Raw genomic sequence first — 15,893 nt, 5'->3', positions numbered from 1 at the left:
GATGGACGATAACAAAAACAGAGGGACTGTCAGTACGGATCTCGAATATCGGAGAAGGAAAAATGCCGAGGAAATGAAATATCAGGTCATATCCTTCGGCTTGATGATCGGCCTTACGCTTGTCGCGTTTTTGACGGTGGCTGCAGACGGCATTGCCGGATGGTTTACGATGCCGTTTCTGATCCTGCTTGCGGTCATTCAGGTCATCTTTCAGCTGTTTTACTTTATGCATATGAGCCAGAAGGGGCATGAAGCGCCGTCATTATTTCTGTATTCGGGAATATTTGTCGCGTTTATCACCGTGCTTGCATTTGTCACGATTATTTGGTGGTAATCGGGGCGGCGGGGAGTGAGAGATTTGATTAATTTGGAAATGTTCGGGTTTCGCGCAATGTGGAGCCCGTATCTGTTTTGTATAACTGCCGTGATAACAGGTGTTTACTTTTACTGGTGCAGCCGGCATAAAGGACGTGTGGCCGTTAAGGAGAAGGTGCTGTTTGTGCTTTCCGCGCTATTTTTTTACGCGGCTGCGGGAAGTCCGGTTGATTTATTGGGCCATGTGATGTTCAGCGCCCATATGGCGCAGATGGCGGTTCTGTTTTTAGTCGTACCGCCGCTGTTGATTTCCGGAATTCCCGGCTGGGCATGGAAAAAACTGATCTTCCGTCCTGTCGTAAAGCCGCTGTTTTCGTTTTTTTCAATGCCGCTTATCGCTTTAGTGCTGTTTAACGGTATTTTTTCGCTGTATCACATCCCGTTTATATTTGATTTCGTCAAAACAGATTCGCTGTATCACACGCTGATGAACGGACTCATCTTTGTAACGGCGTTTTTTATGTGGTGGCCGCTTGTGCATAAGGTGGACGGTCTGCCCCGTCTCAGCGGTTTAATGAAGCTGGGGTATATTATGGCAGACGGGATTTTGTTAACGCCGGCCTGCGCGCTCATTATGTTCAGCGGGGCGCCCATGTATGCCACGTATACAGATCCGGCGGCTTGGGCCGAAGCAATGAAGCTTTGCGTTCCTTTAGATTTGCTGGAGGAGATCCCTTTATCCGGACCGGAGATGTTTAACACGCTGCCTCCTCTGGAAGATCAGCAGCTTGGGGCAGTGCTGATGAAAATCATTCAAGAGGCGGTCTACGGAATATATTTGGCTGTCATCTTTTTTCAGTGGGTCAGAACGGAACGGGAAAAAGATACGCTGTCAGAGCCGCCGTATATCGAGCATACCGTCTCATAAAAAAAAGTACAGCAGAATATGCTGTACTTTTTTATTACATTTGCACTGTTTTTAATGACTCTTCCAATTCAAGCAGTAAAGCTTTGCTTTCAGCGATGACATGTTCCGGAAATTCTTCAGCGCTGCCGTATTCTACGCCGTGCGGATAATAATGCTTTCCTAAAAGAGGGGCCTTCAGCTGAATCACGGCCCGTCTGCCGCCGACATCGCCCTCTTTTGCCGTTCCTTGAATCCGCAGATAAAATGTCCCCTCAGGTACTGAAAACTTTTTGTCGTAAGTCACTCTTTCATAATCCCATTGTCCAGCCAGAATGAGCCCTTTACCTTCCATCAGATCATTCAAGCGGCTGAGCTCCGCTGTTACCCCTTCAAGACCGCTGTTTTCAAACTTCAAACCTTCCCCCTCCTTTTAAAAATGCCCTTTCCTGACAATCATAGTATGAAAGCGTTACACTTTCAATGATTCATACGGTGAAAGTATGCAAAAACAAAAATTTGACGACAATAGTAGCAGAAAAAAGGAGGAATTCCGCAATGACAAAGATCAATAAGCTCATGACGTCAGACTTGCAATATTGTACAGTATTAGATAATGTATATGAAGCTGCGGTGAAGATGAAAGACGCGGATGTCGGCGCCATTCCGATAGTGGATGAAGACGGCGCCACACTTGTCGGGATCGTGACAGACAGAGATCTCGTATTACGGGGAATTGCTTCAAAAAAGCCGAACTCTCAAAAAATAACCGACGCAATGACAGAGCGGGTTATCAGTGCAGAAGAAGACGCCTCTGTGGAGGAGGTGCTCCATTTGATGGCTGAACATCAGCTCAGAAGAATTCCCGTCACAAGGGATAAAAAACTGGTCGGCATTGTTACGCTCGGCGATCTTTCGTTGGCCGAGCAATCAAATGAGCAAGCAGGCCGGGCGCTGTCTGACATTTCTGAAGACGGAGGTCCGGAGGGGTTTATCCATTAAACATAAATCACGGACGATGCAAATAGGCTGTACTGTATAAGAGTAAACAATAACAGAACGGTTTGATGATATGGGGGTGAGAGGTTGAAAAATATCGCAAGGGCTCTCGTTATCCTTTTGCTTATTTACGGAGCGTATGTTCTGTTTATACAATATGGATCGGCTCCTCAGAAAAAGACCAATCAGGAGGAGCCTCAGGTTTCCAATGAAGAAGAGAGCGGAAAACGGCTGAAAATGCCGTCATCCGGACTGCTTTCTCTCATGGGGAAATCTGCCGCCGATGTGAAAAAGAAACTTGGGGAACCGTCCCGGAAAGATCCTTCTGCCTACGATTACGAGTGGTGGGTGTACAACCAGGGGAAAGACCAATACGTACAAGTCGGTATTTTGAATGATAAAGCCGTGACTTTATACGCTTCGGGAAGCGGCATCAACGCAAAACCGTTTAAGATCGGCGAATCGACGGGCGAAGTTTTTAAAACGACGCAGGTTTCTCCTTTTGTCAATGTGACTGACAAGGGAAACACGTATCGGTTTGAGTTTTCCGAAGAAGATATCAATACCCGTCCCACCGTCAAGATAGGCGGAATGTATGTTCAGCTGTACATGGACAAATTTGACGGGAACTTGTCAAGCATCAGGGCTTTTGATGCGGAAACGCTTGTGAAACAAAGGCCGTATGAGGTCATGTACAGAGGAAAGCTGACAGAACCCGAGCCAGTTTCTGATAAAAAATGGAACGACATTGAACGAGCGAGTGAACAGCAGATTCTCGACATTACAAATGTCATCCGCGTGAAACACGGACTGGCAAGGCTGAAATGGGACGAAGGCGCCGCGAAAGTGGCATTCGGCCACAGCAAGGACATGAAGGATAACAAGTATTTCTCTCACGTCTCAAAGAAATACGGGACTCTGAAGGACCGCTTGGAAAAAGGCGATGTGAAATACCGGGAGGCCGGTGAAAATATTGCCTACAACTATGTGGACGGTCCTGCAGCCGTGGAGGGCTGGCTGAACAGCGAAGGCCACAGGAAGGCGCTGTTAAGCCCGGATTATACGCACCTCGGTGTCGGCGTGGACCGGAAGTATTATACGCAAAACTTCATTAAGCCTTGGCAGTAAAAAACCGCAGAGGGGCGCGTCCCCCGCGGTTTTTTTATGTTTTTTCGCGAGCGGCGCTCCTGCTGAAAAAAATATACCTGCTTTTTTTCGCAATTTAGGCGAACATTAAGGCGCATGAACCGATACATTATAGCAGGCAAAACTTTTCGGAGGGGGTGAGAATTGTGGCGAATCAGCAATCACGGCAATCAATCGATGATTTTAAACAATTCGTAAAAAAGCATCCCAAACTGATCCAAAATGTTCGCAAGGAACAAAGAAGCTGGCAGGAAGTCTATGAAAACTGGGTTCTTCTGGGCGAGGATGATCCGATGTGGGACCCTTTTAAAGACGAGGCCGTTCAGCCTTCTTCCGACGCGGAAACCAAACAGGAACCAGCTGAAAAGAACGATTTCGTTTCAAAAATGGTCACTGCCGTCAAAAAGATGGATATCAACCAAATGAATGAGCAGATCAATAAAATGAGCCAGTCCATTTCATCATTGCAAAGCCTTTTAAGCCAATTTTCGGGGAGCAGCACGAAGCAGCCCCGGCAAGGCTCCGGACAACATCCTTTTTCATTCAGAAAGGATTAAAGAAGGGGATCGTGTATGCGAAAAGAGGTTCAGGAATTCATATCCGCAGATGAGGAACGGAAACGGTTTATACGGCAGCGTCCCGTCTGGTACCGCAGACTTGCGAGAAAACCGGACGATCTCAATTCTTTTCAGCTTGACATGATGAATTTTTATGAAAAGACGATACCGCATCGGGTAAGTCAATTCTCAAACGGGATTCAAATGGCGCAGATGATGATGCAGATGGTACACGCCATGCGTTCGCAGGATTAAAAAGCGTTTAAACGCCGCATTTTCCAATTGGGTGGTTTCATGGTAAACTAGCAACTGGAGGTGCGTATTTATGTATGCAACAATTGAGTCCGTCAAGCTTCAAAGTGAAGCGGAGCAGCTTGCCGGCATGATTCTGCAGTCTGAGACGGCTGAAAATTACCGCGATTGTTACAAGCGTCTCCGTGAAGATGAAGAGGCAGGGCGGATCATTCGTTCTTTTATGAGCGTTAAAGAGCAGTATGAGGATGTGCAGCGCTTCGGCAAATACCATCCTGATTATAGAGAGATTTCCCGCAAAATGAGAGAAATGAAGCGGGAGCTCGATTTAAACGATAAGGTGGCCGAATTTAAAAAAGCGGAGACTGAGCTTCAGTCGCTGCTTGACGAGATCAGCATTGAACTCGGAACGGCCGTCTCGGAGCATGTAAAAGTGCCGACGGGGAATCCTTATTTTGACGGCCTGTCATCCTGCGGCGGCGGCTGCGGTTCCGGCGGCGGCTGCGGATGCAAAGTTTCCTGACGAGACGGCCGTCTCGTCTTTTACATAAAATGAACAGAAAGTCAGGCGGGTGATCATGATGGAAAATAAGCGCCAAGGCATAATCGTATATCTGCATTCCTTAAAACACAGCAAAATGCTGAGAAAATTCGGCAACGTTCATTATGTTTCCAAGCGGCTGAAATACGTTGTGCTGTATTGCGATATGGACCTGATCGAAAAAACAATGGAAAAGATTTCTTCTTATTCTTATGTGAAGAAGGTAGAGCCTTCTTATAAACCTTTTTTAAAGCTGGAATTTGAATCAAAGCTTGATAAAGCGAAAGAGTACGATTATAAAGTCGGCATATAAAAAAATCCCCGCAGATACCTGCGGGGTCCTTCTATTCCTTAACAAGTTAAGGAGAAGGAAAAGGGAGAGGAGAAACCGGAGGAAGAACTTATGGGGAAACGTAAGTCTTCTCCGCGGTTGGCAACAACATCATTCATTGATGCTGTTACACGTAGTCTTGACAGGAATGTGAATATGTATACACGTTTTTCACGTTCATTGTTTGAAAGAATGCTTTATGATAAGATAGGGATTGTTTTTATACATAACGGCTCAGCCGATGAGAAACATCAAAGTTTTCAGAAAAAGTGGTGTGAATAATGAGAGTGATTTCCGGTTCAAGAAAAGGACGAGCCTTAAAGGCGGTGCCGGGCACATCAACAAGGCCGACGACGGATAAAGTAAAAGAGTCTATTTTTAATATGATCGGCCCGTATTTTGACGGAGGAACGGGGCTGGATTTGTTTGCGGGGAGCGGCGGTCTCGGGATTGAAGCGCTGTCGCGCGGATTTGACCGCTGTATCTTTGTGGACCGTGATTTCAAAGCCATCCAAACGGTAAAAGCAAATATCAAAGCGCTCGATCTGCTGGCTTCAGCGGAAGTATACCGCAATGATGCAGAGCGGGCCCTCTATGCCGCGGCGAAACGGGAAAAAGGTTTTGACGGAATTTTCTTAGATCCTCCGTATAAGGAACAAAAGCTGAAAGCGCTTATCGAAATGATTGATGAGCAGAACATGCTGAATGAAGACGGTTTTGTCGTAGCCGAGCATGATAAAGCCGTTGCGCTTCCGGAAGCCGTCGGCGCGCTTTCTGTAACAAGAAGGGAAATCTACGGGCTTACAGGAGTGACGATATACCGAAATAGGGGGTAATGATGTGGCAAGTATAGCTGTATGTCCCGGAAGTTTTGATCCCGTCACCTACGGACATCTGGATATTATCAGACGGGGGGCAAACGTGTTTGAGCATGTGTACGTATGCGTGCTCAATAATTCTTCTAAGCAGCCGCTGTTTACAGTCGAGGAACGCTGTGAGCTGTTAAGAGAAGTGACAAAAGACATTCCGAATATTACGGTCGAGACGTCACAGGGACTGTTAATCGACTATGCGAAAAAAAAGCGGGCGAAAGCGATTATCAGAGGGCTCAGAGCCGTTTCTGACTTCGAATATGAGATGCAGGGGACTTCCGTCAACCGCGTGCTTGACGAATCAATAGAAACTTTTTTTATGATGACGAACAATCAGTACTCTTTTTTAAGTTCAAGCATCGTAAAAGAAGTCGCAAAATATAACGGGCCTGTTTCAGAGTTTGTTCCTCCGGAAGTTGAACAGGCGCTGAAGCAGAAATTTAAAGGATGAGAAGCGCTGATCGGCGTCTCATCCTTTTTTTGTCCGTGCTGACAGCCTGTAACAATAAATCAATGCGTATACGGCGAGAGCTGTCAGCGTGATGGCGGGCCCGGTTTCAACAAGTGTATTCCATCCGCTGACGGCAGCTGATCCCGCGTCCTGATCGCGGAAAGGGAGGAATACGGACTGGTAAGGTTCGTCCAATGCAAGGTAAAGCGGCTTCCACAGTAAGAGAATAAAGAGTGCGGCATAAATGCCCTGAAGGATACGCGCCGCGAAAAACGGTTTAAAGCGGATATCTGTTTCCGATAAAATGCCGGCTACCTGGGCCTGTACGGAAAGGCCGCTGAACCCGAGAATAAAACTCACAATCATGGCTTTCGGCAGCAAGGCGGCATCAGCTTCACTGACCAGCTTGCTCCCAAGTGTAATTTCAAACATTCCGCTGATAAGAGGGATGTCCAGATTTGCCGGAAGATGAAAAAGTGAAAGCAGCGCGTTTGTAAATACAGAAAGCACATCCATGACTTGTACGATTGATAATAACCGGCTGAAAACCGAAAACAATATAATAAAACCGCCCACCATCAGCAAGGTTTGTACAGAAGAGGTGACGGCGTCGCCCAAAATTTTTCCGAGCGGCCGCTTTTCCGAAAGCCGCGCCTTGTGGAGGGCCAGAAATGCTTCCTTCAGAGAAGGGAGAGCGATCGTCTTTTTACCGGTATACGCCGCTTCTTCTTTCCGTCCGTATGAACGCATCGTCAGGCCGACGGCGATGTTTCCGAGATAGTGAGCCGATGCCAGCAGAATGCCGAGAGACGCGTTATGAAAAAAGCCGACCGCCACGGCAGCGAATATAAATAACGGATTGGATGAATTGGTAAAAGAGACGAGGCGTTCAGCCTCTACTCTGGAGATTTGTTTATCCTGGCGCAGCCGTGCAGTCAGCTTCGCGCCGGCCGGATTGCCTGAAGCCATGCCCATAGCCAGTACAAATCCGCCGACCCCCGGCACTCTGAAAATGGGACGCATAAAGGGTTCGAGTAAAAGGCCGACAAATTTGACAATGCCGAATCCGATTAAAAGCTCAGATAGAATAAAAAACGGAAGCAATGAAGGAAAAACGACCTCCCACCACATGGAAAGACCGGTTTTGGAGGCTTCGAATGAGGCCTGAGGGTGTGAAATAACCGTCGCTGTCAAAAAAATGAAAAACAATGAAATCAAAAATGTATGAAACTTAGACAAATTCATTCTTACCTCCCCGATGCTAAAATTGCACACTGACATTTATATCATGATAAAATATAGAACAGACCTTAAAGGCGGCCGGGCAAGTACCTATTTGTCATCCTGTACTAATATACGAGCATAGGGGTTCAATTTAGACCATAGAATTCATGTATAGGATGTCTATTAGGGGGTTCGTCGCGTTGGCCAAACCTACAATCGGGTTAGCGTTAGGTTCGGGAGGGGCAAGAGGCATCGCTCATCTCGGAGTGTTATCCAGTTTACATAAGCATCAGATTCCAATTGATATGATTGCCGGCAGCAGTATGGGAGCATTAGTCGGAAGCTTTTATGCGGCCGGGCATGACGTGGCTACGATGAAAAAAGTCGCCAAAGCATTTAAGCGGCGGGTGTACGCGGATTATACGATGCCGAGGCTCGGATTTTTAAAAGGAGACCGCATCAGGCAGCTTGTTCATGCCTATACGTACGGCAAGCCGATAGAAGAACTGCGGATCCCGCTCGGCATCGTGGCCTGCGACCTTCAGACCGGCGAAAAACTCGTTTTTACGAAAGGTTCAGTGTCCGAAGCCGTCCGCGCGAGCATCAGCATACCGGGCGTTTTCGTCCCGCAAAAAATGAACGGACGTATGTTAGTCGACGGCGCGGTGGTTGACAGAATCCCGGTTTCCGCCGTAAAAGACATGGGTGCTGATATCGTCATCGCCTCTGACGTATCCCGAGTGAAAAAAACGGAAAAAGCGGCACATATTTTTGATGTAATCATGCAAAGTATGGATATACTGCAAAATGAATTGGTCCGTCACCAGACCATTGCCGCAGACGTCATGATCCGCCCTTCTCTTGAATCATTCAGCTCAAGTTCTTTTGCCAACATTGATCATATGATCACAGCGGGCGAAGAAGCCGCAGACCGGATGATCGGCCGGATTAAACAAGAAATAGAGAACTGGGAGGGCTAACTCATATGAAAGCAAAACATTTTCGCTGGGTGTTTATCATCCTGATCTTATTAATTGCTGTTACATTTATTAAGCTTCCGTATTACATTACACAGCCGGGAGAAGCATCAGAGCTGAGACCGCTGATTAAGGTGGACGGAGGCTATCCTGAAAAAGGAAGCCTTTCCTTGATGACTGTCAAAGTAGGCCCCGCCAATCCGTATACATATCTTTGGGCGAAAGTGCATCCTTACGATGAAATCGTCCCTGATGAAAGCATAAAAGAAGAGGGCGAATCGGACTCGGATTATATGAAGCGCCAGCTGCAAATGATGAAAAGCTCCCAAGAAAACGCGGTCATTGCCGCTTATCAAAAAGCCGGGAAACAGGTGAAATATTCATTTAACGGGATTTTCGCCAGCTCAGTCGTCTCTGACATGCCGGCAAAAGGAAAAATAGAGGTCGGTGATAAAATCATCAGCGCGGACGGGAAAACATACGAATCCGCTGAAAAGCTGATTGATTATATCAGCAGCAAAAAAGCGGGGGAAAAAGTAACGTTTCACATTGAACGGGACACGAAAGAAAAGACCGTTGACATTGTGCTGAAATCATTCCCGGACGACCCGAAAAGAGCGGGAATCGGCGTCGCGTTATATACGGACCGGAACGTGAAAGTGAAGCCGGATCTCCATTTCAGCATTGAAAACATCGGCGGGCCTTCTGCGGGGCTCATGATGTCTTTAGAAATTTACAACCAGCTGACAAAACCTGACGAAACAAAAGGCTATAATATAGCCGGAACGGGGACAATCGACGTGGACGGCAAGGTCGGACCGATCGGCGGAATCGATCAGAAAGTCGTCGCCGCAGACAAAGCGGGAAAAGATATTTTCTTTGCGCCGAATCAAAACGGAGCTGAAAATTCTGATTACAAAAATGCGGTAAAAACGGCGAAAGCAATCAAGTCCGATATGAAGATCGTCCCTGTCGACACCATGCAGGACGCACTTGACTATTTGGATCAGCTGAAAGTAAAAAGCACCTGATACAGGCAGGTGCTTTTTTTACGCATTCAAAAAACGCTTTTCGTCTTCATCATAGCGGATCGGCGCTTGTGAAAATTCCTGTTTCTCAAACAATGTGCGTTCAGGTTCTTTTATCGGCAGGCTGTAAACCCGTCCCGCCAGTATGTCCAGATCCAGAGCGGGATGAGAGAAAGAAGAGAGCTTGCTGACGAGAGGTGCGGTAAGCTCTTTTTTCTTTGCCGACAGGTACCCCTGTCCTTTTTTCGTCATTCCGAGAAGACGGATATAAGGAGCGCTTGAAGGCTGTAAAAGCCGATGCATGTCTTCCTTTTTCGTCCGTGTCAGAATGTGCGTGTTCATCCGCTGCAGCCTCGTCCACGTGTATCGTTTTGTTTTCAATCGTTCCATCATTTCGCGATAGGATCGGGCTTGTCTGATGGTGCGCAAAATTCTGTGCTCAAGGCCTTCTTCCACTTCGTAGATTCGGCTCAATTCTTCAGCGGACAGAGTGCTGAGGCTGTATTTTACATATGAAAAATAGTCTTCCGTGCTGTGCCATATCCCGTATGCATTTCTGTATGCCTCCAGCTCACGCGCAGACGCTTCCGGGAGAAAGCTCCTTGCGGCCGCCGTTCCTTTTTCTATCAGCGCTTTCCGGATGCTTGTTGCGCTGGCTATCCGGCTGTTATCTCCGGGAAGCTCGTCGTCATGATACTGGGAAGCGATTCTGGCTGTCGTATAAGGCTTCATAGCGGAACCGAAGGCGTGTATCGCTCTAACGTAGTGAAAACCGAGAATATTGTTCGGCTTGGACAAATCGAGCATGTCCCGCCCTTTGAATATGTGTGAAAAAGCTTTTGAGGCGGCGGCCGGATAGCTGAGACCCTTTTTCAGCTCCTCTTTCAGAATCAGGTTGCAGTCATCTTCCTTTCGGCTGAACGCTTCAGACGCTTCAATAAAGGGTTCGATCCGCCCGTTTTCGCTGCCGAAAAACAAGCTGCTGCATCCTAAATGATGAAGAAGCGAAACGCTGCCGCGCGCGAATAATTCCGCTTTTTGTACGGCATATATATAAGGGAGCTCAATGACGATATCTACGCCGTTTTCCAGCGCCATTTTTGTCCGGGCCCACTTTGAGACGGCGGCCGGTTCCCCGCGCTGCAAAAAAGGGCCGCTCATCACCGCCGCCGCGACGCTGCTGTCCGTTTTGATTTTTGCTTGTTCCGCATGATAGCGGTGTCCGTTATGAAAGGGATTATATTCAACAACCAGGCCGACTGCTTTCATATTTGTCCCGCCTTTCTTGCTATGTTTTGCTTCGTGTGGTACATTTGCAAATGAAGTGCATATTTTAGTCCGCTTCGTTTAGTGTATGCATAGCCTATCCGGCTGTCAACGATTGCATGACGGCGGCATTATGCTGTAAAGAAAAAATATTGACAAAAACATTCTGAAAAGCTATAATCATGTTTGTTGCTTTCCTGAGGTGATACAAATGAAATGGACGATTTATCAGCTTCATCAAATGGCGAAAAAGAGCTTTGAATTTGATGAAACAGTTGAGTTAAATGAGCTGACAAAATTGAATTCTGACATCCGCCGCATTTCTCCCGTCCGGGTGAAGGGCCGCGCGGAGATTGAATCCAAGCAAGTTTCGTTTGACTTTACGATTTCAGGCGAAATGGTTTTGCCGTGCTCAAGAACTTTAGTTGATGTGCCGTATCCATTTACAATCGCGACAAAAGAACTGTTTAGATTTCATAAGTCGGATGATATAGAAGATGAGGACGTTCATATTGCTGAAGACGATATCGTTGACTTAACTCCGATCGTAAAAGAAGAGATTCTTTTAGAAATTCCTATGCAAGTCTTTTGTGAAACTGAACAAAAAGAAGGAGCCGCTCCCCAAGTGGGGAAGGATTGGCAAGTGATTTCTGAGGAAGACAAGAAAAATCAAATCGACCCCAGACTTGCGGATCTGAAAAAGCTCTTAACACAAGATGATGAATCTTAACTCTTTAAGGAGGTGGGAATAATGGCTGTACCTTTTAGAAGAACTTCTAAAATGAAAAAAAGATTGCGCCGTACACATTTCAAACTAAATGTACCTGGTATGACAGAATGCCCGTCATGCGGAGAGATGAAATTGTCTCACCGTGTATGTAAAGCATGCGGATCATACAACGGCAAAGACATAAATGTTAAAAGCAATTAATGTATGAAGAAAAGCGCGGGAATCTCGGTTCCTGCGCTTTTCTTTTTTTTTTGCCCCTCCGGCCTGCTTCCGCCGAAAAAATTGTGAGCGCCAGTAGTCTATCTAATCTATCAGCGGCATATGTATGAGGTAAATGAGCAAATATGGAGGGAGATACGATTGACGATAACGAGACAAGACGCTTGGACGCAAGATGAAGATTTGCTGCTGGCCGAAGTGGTGCTCAGGCATATTCGGGAAGGCGGGACCCAGCTTTCCGCTTTTGAAGAAGTCGGCAGAGCGCTGACGAGAACGGCTGCCGCCTGCGGGTTCAGATGGAATTCTTATGTCAGAAAACAATATCAGTCAGGGATAGAACTGGCGAAAAAACAGCGGAAGGAATTAAGAAAGCAGATCGGGGTGCATTCCGCCAATCTGCCGGGAACCGTCAAACAGCCTCCGATCCGCAGGGCGGAAGGAGAAAAAGAGCTGTCCATTGATGATGTCATTTTGTTTCTTCAGCAATTTAAAGAGTCGCCGGCCGCAGCGGATGTTCGTCATGAAAAAGAAAAACTCACAGAACAGCTGACCGCGCTGCAAAAAGAAGTCGAGGATCTGCGTGAGGAAAATGAAAGCTTGAGAAACAAGCTGGAGATGACGGAAGAAGATTATAAAGCGTTAATTGACATTATGGACAGAGCGAGAAGGATGGTCAATTCAAAAGAAGACGACAGGAAATCGGCGCAGAGCCTGTAAAATGAACCGGCCTGAGGGCGGCGGCCCGGCCGGTTTTTTATTATGCCGTTTCTCCGGATGTCATTTCACCGTCCATATCGGGATGCCAGATGTAAGGATTTTCTCCTTTATCACGCGCCATATCATATTTAACGGGCTCAAAATTCATCTTATCCCAGAATTCTGCTGATTTCATGCGTGAATTTGTCCTGATCGGCATTCTGAAAGATTTTGCAAAATCAACAAGCGCTTTTCCGTATCCGTTGTTTTGATAGCCCGGAAGAACCTCAAGCTTCCACAGTTCCAAAAAGTCCTGACGCTGATCAAAATACGGATTCGCGCCTCCGTTTACCTGATATAAACTCATTCTCGCCACTAGTTTATCCCCGAAGTAAATCCCGTAAAAAGGCGAGGTGCTGTCATTTTCAATGATATTATCCTGAAGATCTTCAAGCATCGACAGCTCCTGCATCCCGTATTCCTTAAACCTTTTAAATTCTTCGAGTGTCTTAAAGTTGATGAGCAGGCGCTCTATTTTCAACACAAACTCCCCCTTTGTTGTGTTCTACCATTATTGTAAACGCTTTAATTGAAAATTCCAACTATAATATGCTTGCCTGTCTTTTTGCTCAAAACGAAATTGAAGTAATTTGCGGCGGCTTCTGCTATGATAATATGGAAAAATGCAGATATAGGGTGTGACAGTGTGAAAATCGGAATTATCGGCGGCGGAGCGGTAGGTCTTTTATGTGCTTACTACTTATCGTCCCGCCATCAGGTAACGGTCATTACGCGGCGGACGGAGCAGGCTGATGCGATTAACTCAGGCGGTATACGGCTTTTGAAAGACGGAATAGAATGTACGGCGGCATGCAGAGCGCAAACAGGCATCACTTCCGGATTCGACCTCTTAATCTCAGCCGTTAAACAGCACCAGCTCAGTGCTGTGCTGCGGGATCTTGAGACGGTAAAAGGGACGAATGTGCTGTTTTTGCAAAACGGCATGGGACACATACACGACATTAAAGATTGGCATACGGATCATTCGCTTTATGCCGGCACTGTTGAGCACGGAGCAAAAAAGATATCGGATCATGCCGTTGAACATACGGGAGCGGGAGCCGTAAGATGGAGTGTATTCAGCGCATCCCGGCCGGAAACGCTCAAAAGCATCTTTTCCGGCATGCACCGGGATTTTCCCGTATATGATGAAAACGACTGGTATCGGCTGTTAACGGGAAAACTGATCATCAATGTATGCATCAACCCGTTAACTGCATTGCTGCGTGTGAAAAACGGAGAGCTGTTAAGAAATGACGCTTACAAAAAATATATGAGAAACGTGTTTGAAGAAGCGGAGACAATACTTGGCCTCGCCGATAGAGAAAAAGCGTGGAACAAGGTTTGCGAAGTTTGCAGACTGACGGAAAAAAATCATTCTTCCATGCTCGTCGATATCATGGCAGGCAGGCGGACAGAGGCCGATGCGATTATCGGCTATCTTGTAAAAGAAGCGGAAAGCCGCGGATTGCCGGCCGTTCATCTCACGTTTTTACACCGCAGCATAAAAGCGTTAGAAAGAAATTGAAACAAAGTCTTTTGAGGTTTTCCGGTAACATGCTATACTCATTTCGGAAACCTAACTATTTATTGGAGAAAGGAAGTTCCAGACAGATGCAGCTAACTGAACTTTCCATCAAAAGTCAAAATAAGTTTGTGCAGCACTATATAGATGGAGAAAACATGTCTTCATTTTTTGATTATGATATTCATTCAGAGGACGTATGGCAAAAGCGGCTTCATGACCTCTCTTCGCGGCCGTTTGCCAGAGAGGAATTAGCGGATTATTTATCCTCCTATCACGAAAAATTTCATTCCGACGCCATGCAGGCCTCCATCGAAAAACTGAGAGATCCAAAAAGCGCAGCGGTTGTAGGCGGCCAGCAGGCCGGTCTTTTAACAGGGCCTCTTTACACCATACATAAAATTATCTCCATTATCGTACTTGCCAGACAGCAGGAAGAGGCGCTGCAGATTCCTGTCGCTCCGATCTTCTGGGTGGCCGGTGAAGATCACGATCTGGAAGAAATTAATTATGTGCATACGTCAACAGAGAATAAAGGTCCGGTGAAGCGGAAACTGCCGCAGTCGTACTGGAAAAAAACATCGGCGGCTAAAACCGAGCTTGATCAGGAAAAATGCGCGGCTTGGATTGATGAAGTGTTCGCTGCTTTTGAGGAAACGGATCACACAAACACACTCCTTCAAAACGTGAAGCGATGTTTACGCTCATCAGAGACATTCACGGACTTTTTTGAGCTGTTGATCGCCGACTTGTTTCAAGAAGAAGGCCTTATTCTGATGAATTCGGGAGATCCGGGGATTAAAAAGCTGGAAACGGGTATGTTTCAGCAGATTTTAAAACACAATCACGAGCTTGCCAAAGCTGTGTCAGACCAGCAGCGTCTTATGCGGGAAGCCGGTTATCACCCGATTATTGAATCGGACAAAGATCAGGCTAATCTGTTTTACGAACACGAGGGAGAGCGTTTCTTAATTGAAAAAGAAAACGGCGTTTTTGTCATTAAGGAGCTTGACCTGAAGTGGACGAACGACGAGCTTCATACCCATATGGAAGAAAAACCGGAATGTTTCAGCAATAACGTTGTGACAAGGCCGCTTATGCAGGAGTTTCTCATCCCGACTCTGGCGTTTATCGCGGGACCGGGGGAGATCAATTATTGGGGTGAGCTGAAGCAGGCTTTCTCATTAATGGGCTTTCGCATGACTCCGGTAGTGCCGAGACTGAACATTACGATTCTTGAGCGCCATATTGAAAAGAAGCTTTCAGAACGGAATATCCCGCTTCAGGAAGCGATCGAACACGGCACCGGACACCTGAAAGACACTTATTTTGAAGAGCAGATTCCGGAAGAGTTTTCTTCTGTAATGGAACAGGCGAAGTCACAGATTGAAGCCGTCCATAAACGTGCAAGGAACGAAGCGCTGAAGGTCGATTCAAGCCTTGAGCCGCTCTTACAGAAGAATGCCGCCTTCATTCAGGATCAGCTCTTGTTTTTAGAACGGACGGTAACGAAAAGAATTGAAGAAAAAGAAGGTTTTGTGCTGCGTGACTATGAAAGAATCCAAAACAGCATCAGACCGCTCGGCGCTCCGCAGGAACGGATTTGGAATGTGATGTATTATTTGAACCGTTACGGTCCAAAATTCTTCACAACCTTCAAACATCTGCCATTTTCTTTTCAAAACCAACATCAGATTGTCAAACTTTGAAATAAAGTTTTAAAGAACCCTGAATAGTTCAGGGTTTTTTTTTATGTGTAAACAGTGTAAAATGAGGTTGTGGAGAGAAGTGGCGGATAGT

22 protein-coding genes are annotated in these 15,893 nt (G+C 46.5%); 18 read left to right on the top strand and 4 right to left on the bottom strand.

What is annotated here, in order from left to right:
• The first annotated feature begins 1 nt into the window (after position 1).
• Positions 2-334 (top strand): cytochrome c oxidase subunit IVB, encoded by a 333-nt coding sequence (gene ctaF, locus OWN49_RS01830; protein ID WP_015388278.1) that lies wholly within the window; start codon positions 2-4, stop codon positions 332-334.
• A gap of 24 nt (positions 335-358) precedes the next feature.
• Positions 359-1,243 carry a cytochrome c oxidase assembly factor CtaG gene (ctaG, locus tag OWN49_RS01825; protein ID WP_003154480.1) on the top strand — a complete coding sequence of 295 codons (885 nt, stop codon included), beginning with the start codon at positions 359-361 and terminating at the stop codon, positions 1,241-1,243.
• 34 nt (positions 1,244-1,277) lie between these two features.
• On the opposite strand, the gene OWN49_RS01820 is transcribed toward ctaG, so the two are convergent.
• Positions 1,278-1,637, bottom strand: coding sequence for a YugN family protein (locus tag OWN49_RS01820; protein ID WP_044053184.1), 360 nt, complete (start codon positions 1,635-1,637; stop codon positions 1,278-1,280).
• A gap of 140 nt (positions 1,638-1,777) precedes the next feature.
• On the opposite strand from OWN49_RS01820, the gene OWN49_RS01815 reads away from it, so the two are divergent.
• From OWN49_RS01815 to coaD, 9 genes are all read left to right on the top strand, one after another.
• A complete protein-coding gene (locus OWN49_RS01815) occupies positions 1,778-2,221 on the top strand; it encodes a CBS domain-containing protein (protein ID WP_003154478.1) in 444 nt (147 codons plus the stop codon).
• Positions 2,222-2,305: 84 nt separating this feature from the next.
• Positions 2,306-3,346, top strand: coding sequence for a CAP domain-containing protein (locus OWN49_RS01810; RefSeq protein WP_003154477.1), 1,041 nt, complete (start codon positions 2,306-2,308; stop codon positions 3,344-3,346).
• 164 nt (positions 3,347-3,510) lie between these two features.
• A complete protein-coding gene (locus OWN49_RS01805; RefSeq protein ID WP_071391875.1) occupies positions 3,511-3,921 on the top strand; it encodes a YlbD family protein in 411 nt (136 codons plus the stop codon).
• A gap of 15 nt (positions 3,922-3,936) precedes the next feature.
• Positions 3,937-4,176, top strand: a complete 240-nt coding sequence (locus tag OWN49_RS01800) for a YlbE-like family protein (protein ID WP_003154475.1) — start codon at positions 3,937-3,939, stop codon at positions 4,174-4,176.
• A 70-nt stretch (positions 4,177-4,246) separates the two neighbouring features.
• Positions 4,247-4,696 carry a YlbF family regulator gene (locus OWN49_RS01795; protein WP_003154472.1) on the top strand — a complete coding sequence of 150 codons (450 nt, stop codon included), beginning with the start codon at positions 4,247-4,249 and terminating at the stop codon, positions 4,694-4,696.
• Between the two features lie 58 nt (positions 4,697-4,754).
• On the top strand, positions 4,755-5,027 hold the full coding sequence (locus OWN49_RS01790) for a YlbG family protein (protein WP_003154470.1): 273 nt from the start codon (positions 4,755-4,757) through the stop codon (positions 5,025-5,027).
• Positions 5,028-5,117: 90 nt separating this feature from the next.
• Positions 5,118-5,327 (top strand): hypothetical protein, encoded by a 210-nt coding sequence (locus OWN49_RS01785; protein WP_015388275.1) that lies wholly within the window; start codon positions 5,118-5,120, stop codon positions 5,325-5,327.
• A complete protein-coding gene (rsmD, locus tag OWN49_RS01780) occupies positions 5,327-5,881 on the top strand; it encodes a 16S rRNA (guanine(966)-N(2))-methyltransferase RsmD (protein WP_077722171.1) in 555 nt (184 codons plus the stop codon). Before OWN49_RS01785 ends, rsmD begins: the two co-directional genes overlap by 1 nt.
• Positions 5,882-5,885: 4 nt before the next feature.
• Positions 5,886-6,368 (top strand): pantetheine-phosphate adenylyltransferase, encoded by a 483-nt coding sequence (gene coaD / locus OWN49_RS01775; RefSeq protein ID WP_003154467.1) that lies wholly within the window; start codon positions 5,886-5,888, stop codon positions 6,366-6,368.
• 18 nt (positions 6,369-6,386) lie between these two features.
• Here the strand turns inward: coaD and ylbJ are convergent, their stop codons facing one another.
• The gene (ylbJ, locus tag OWN49_RS01770) at positions 6,387-7,613 is read right to left on the bottom strand and encodes a sporulation integral membrane protein YlbJ (protein ID WP_003154466.1); all 1,227 of its coding nucleotides are present in this window, start codon (positions 7,611-7,613) and stop codon (positions 6,387-6,389) included.
• Positions 7,614-7,792: 179 nt separating this feature from the next.
• Between ylbJ and OWN49_RS01765 the strand changes: the two genes are divergently transcribed.
• Entirely contained in the window at positions 7,793-8,572 is a 780-nt protein-coding gene (locus OWN49_RS01765; protein ID WP_015388274.1) for a patatin family protein, read from the top strand.
• 5 nt (positions 8,573-8,577) lie between these two features.
• Positions 8,578-9,600, top strand: coding sequence for a SepM family pheromone-processing serine protease (locus OWN49_RS01760; protein WP_003154464.1), 1,023 nt, complete (start codon positions 8,578-8,580; stop codon positions 9,598-9,600).
• Between the two features lie 18 nt (positions 9,601-9,618).
• On the opposite strand, the gene OWN49_RS01755 is transcribed toward OWN49_RS01760, so the two are convergent.
• Positions 9,619-10,866 (bottom strand): nucleotidyltransferase, encoded by a 1,248-nt coding sequence (locus OWN49_RS01755; RefSeq protein WP_176283311.1) that lies wholly within the window; start codon positions 10,864-10,866, stop codon positions 9,619-9,621.
• A 208-nt stretch (positions 10,867-11,074) separates the two neighbouring features.
• On the opposite strand from OWN49_RS01755, the gene OWN49_RS01750 reads away from it, so the two are divergent.
• The 3 genes from OWN49_RS01750 to gerR all read left to right on the top strand — a co-directional run bounded on the left by OWN49_RS01750 (position 11,075) and on the right by gerR (position 12,529).
• On the top strand, positions 11,075-11,593 hold the full coding sequence (locus tag OWN49_RS01750) for a YceD family protein (RefSeq protein ID WP_003154459.1): 519 nt from the start codon (positions 11,075-11,077) through the stop codon (positions 11,591-11,593).
• Between the two features lie 21 nt (positions 11,594-11,614).
• Complete coding sequence (gene rpmF / locus OWN49_RS01745; RefSeq protein ID WP_003154457.1) at positions 11,615-11,794, top strand: 50S ribosomal protein L32; 180 nt, start codon at positions 11,615-11,617, stop codon at positions 11,792-11,794.
• 159 nt (positions 11,795-11,953) lie between these two features.
• Positions 11,954-12,529: a sporulation-specific transcriptional regulator GerR gene (gene gerR, locus OWN49_RS01740; RefSeq protein WP_003154450.1), complete on the top strand. Its 576-nt coding sequence runs from the start codon at positions 11,954-11,956 to the stop codon at positions 12,527-12,529.
• 40 nt (positions 12,530-12,569) lie between these two features.
• Here gerR and OWN49_RS01735 read toward each other — a convergent pair whose 3' ends face one another.
• Positions 12,570-13,052, bottom strand: coding sequence for an N-acetyltransferase (locus tag OWN49_RS01735; protein WP_015388272.1), 483 nt, complete (start codon positions 13,050-13,052; stop codon positions 12,570-12,572).
• A 162-nt stretch (positions 13,053-13,214) separates the two neighbouring features.
• On the opposite strand from OWN49_RS01735, the gene OWN49_RS01730 reads away from it, so the two are divergent.
• Together OWN49_RS01730 and bshC are read left to right on the top strand one after the other, a co-directional pair.
• Positions 13,215-14,096 (top strand): 2-dehydropantoate 2-reductase, encoded by an 882-nt coding sequence (locus tag OWN49_RS01730; protein WP_229154045.1) that lies wholly within the window; start codon positions 13,215-13,217, stop codon positions 14,094-14,096.
• 86 nt (positions 14,097-14,182) lie between these two features.
• A complete protein-coding gene (bshC, locus tag OWN49_RS01725; protein WP_077722174.1) occupies positions 14,183-15,802 on the top strand; it encodes a bacillithiol biosynthesis cysteine-adding enzyme BshC in 1,620 nt (539 codons plus the stop codon).
• The last annotated feature ends 91 nt before the right edge of the window (positions 15,803-15,893 follow it).

This window comes from Bacillus sp. NEAU-242-2 (assembly GCF_027853835.1).
GTDB lineage: Bacteria > Bacillota > Bacilli > Bacillales > Bacillaceae > Bacillus > Bacillus velezensis.
The sequence above is the reverse complement of the archived record's forward strand: the minus strand, read 5'-3'. Positions and strand labels throughout refer to the sequence as shown.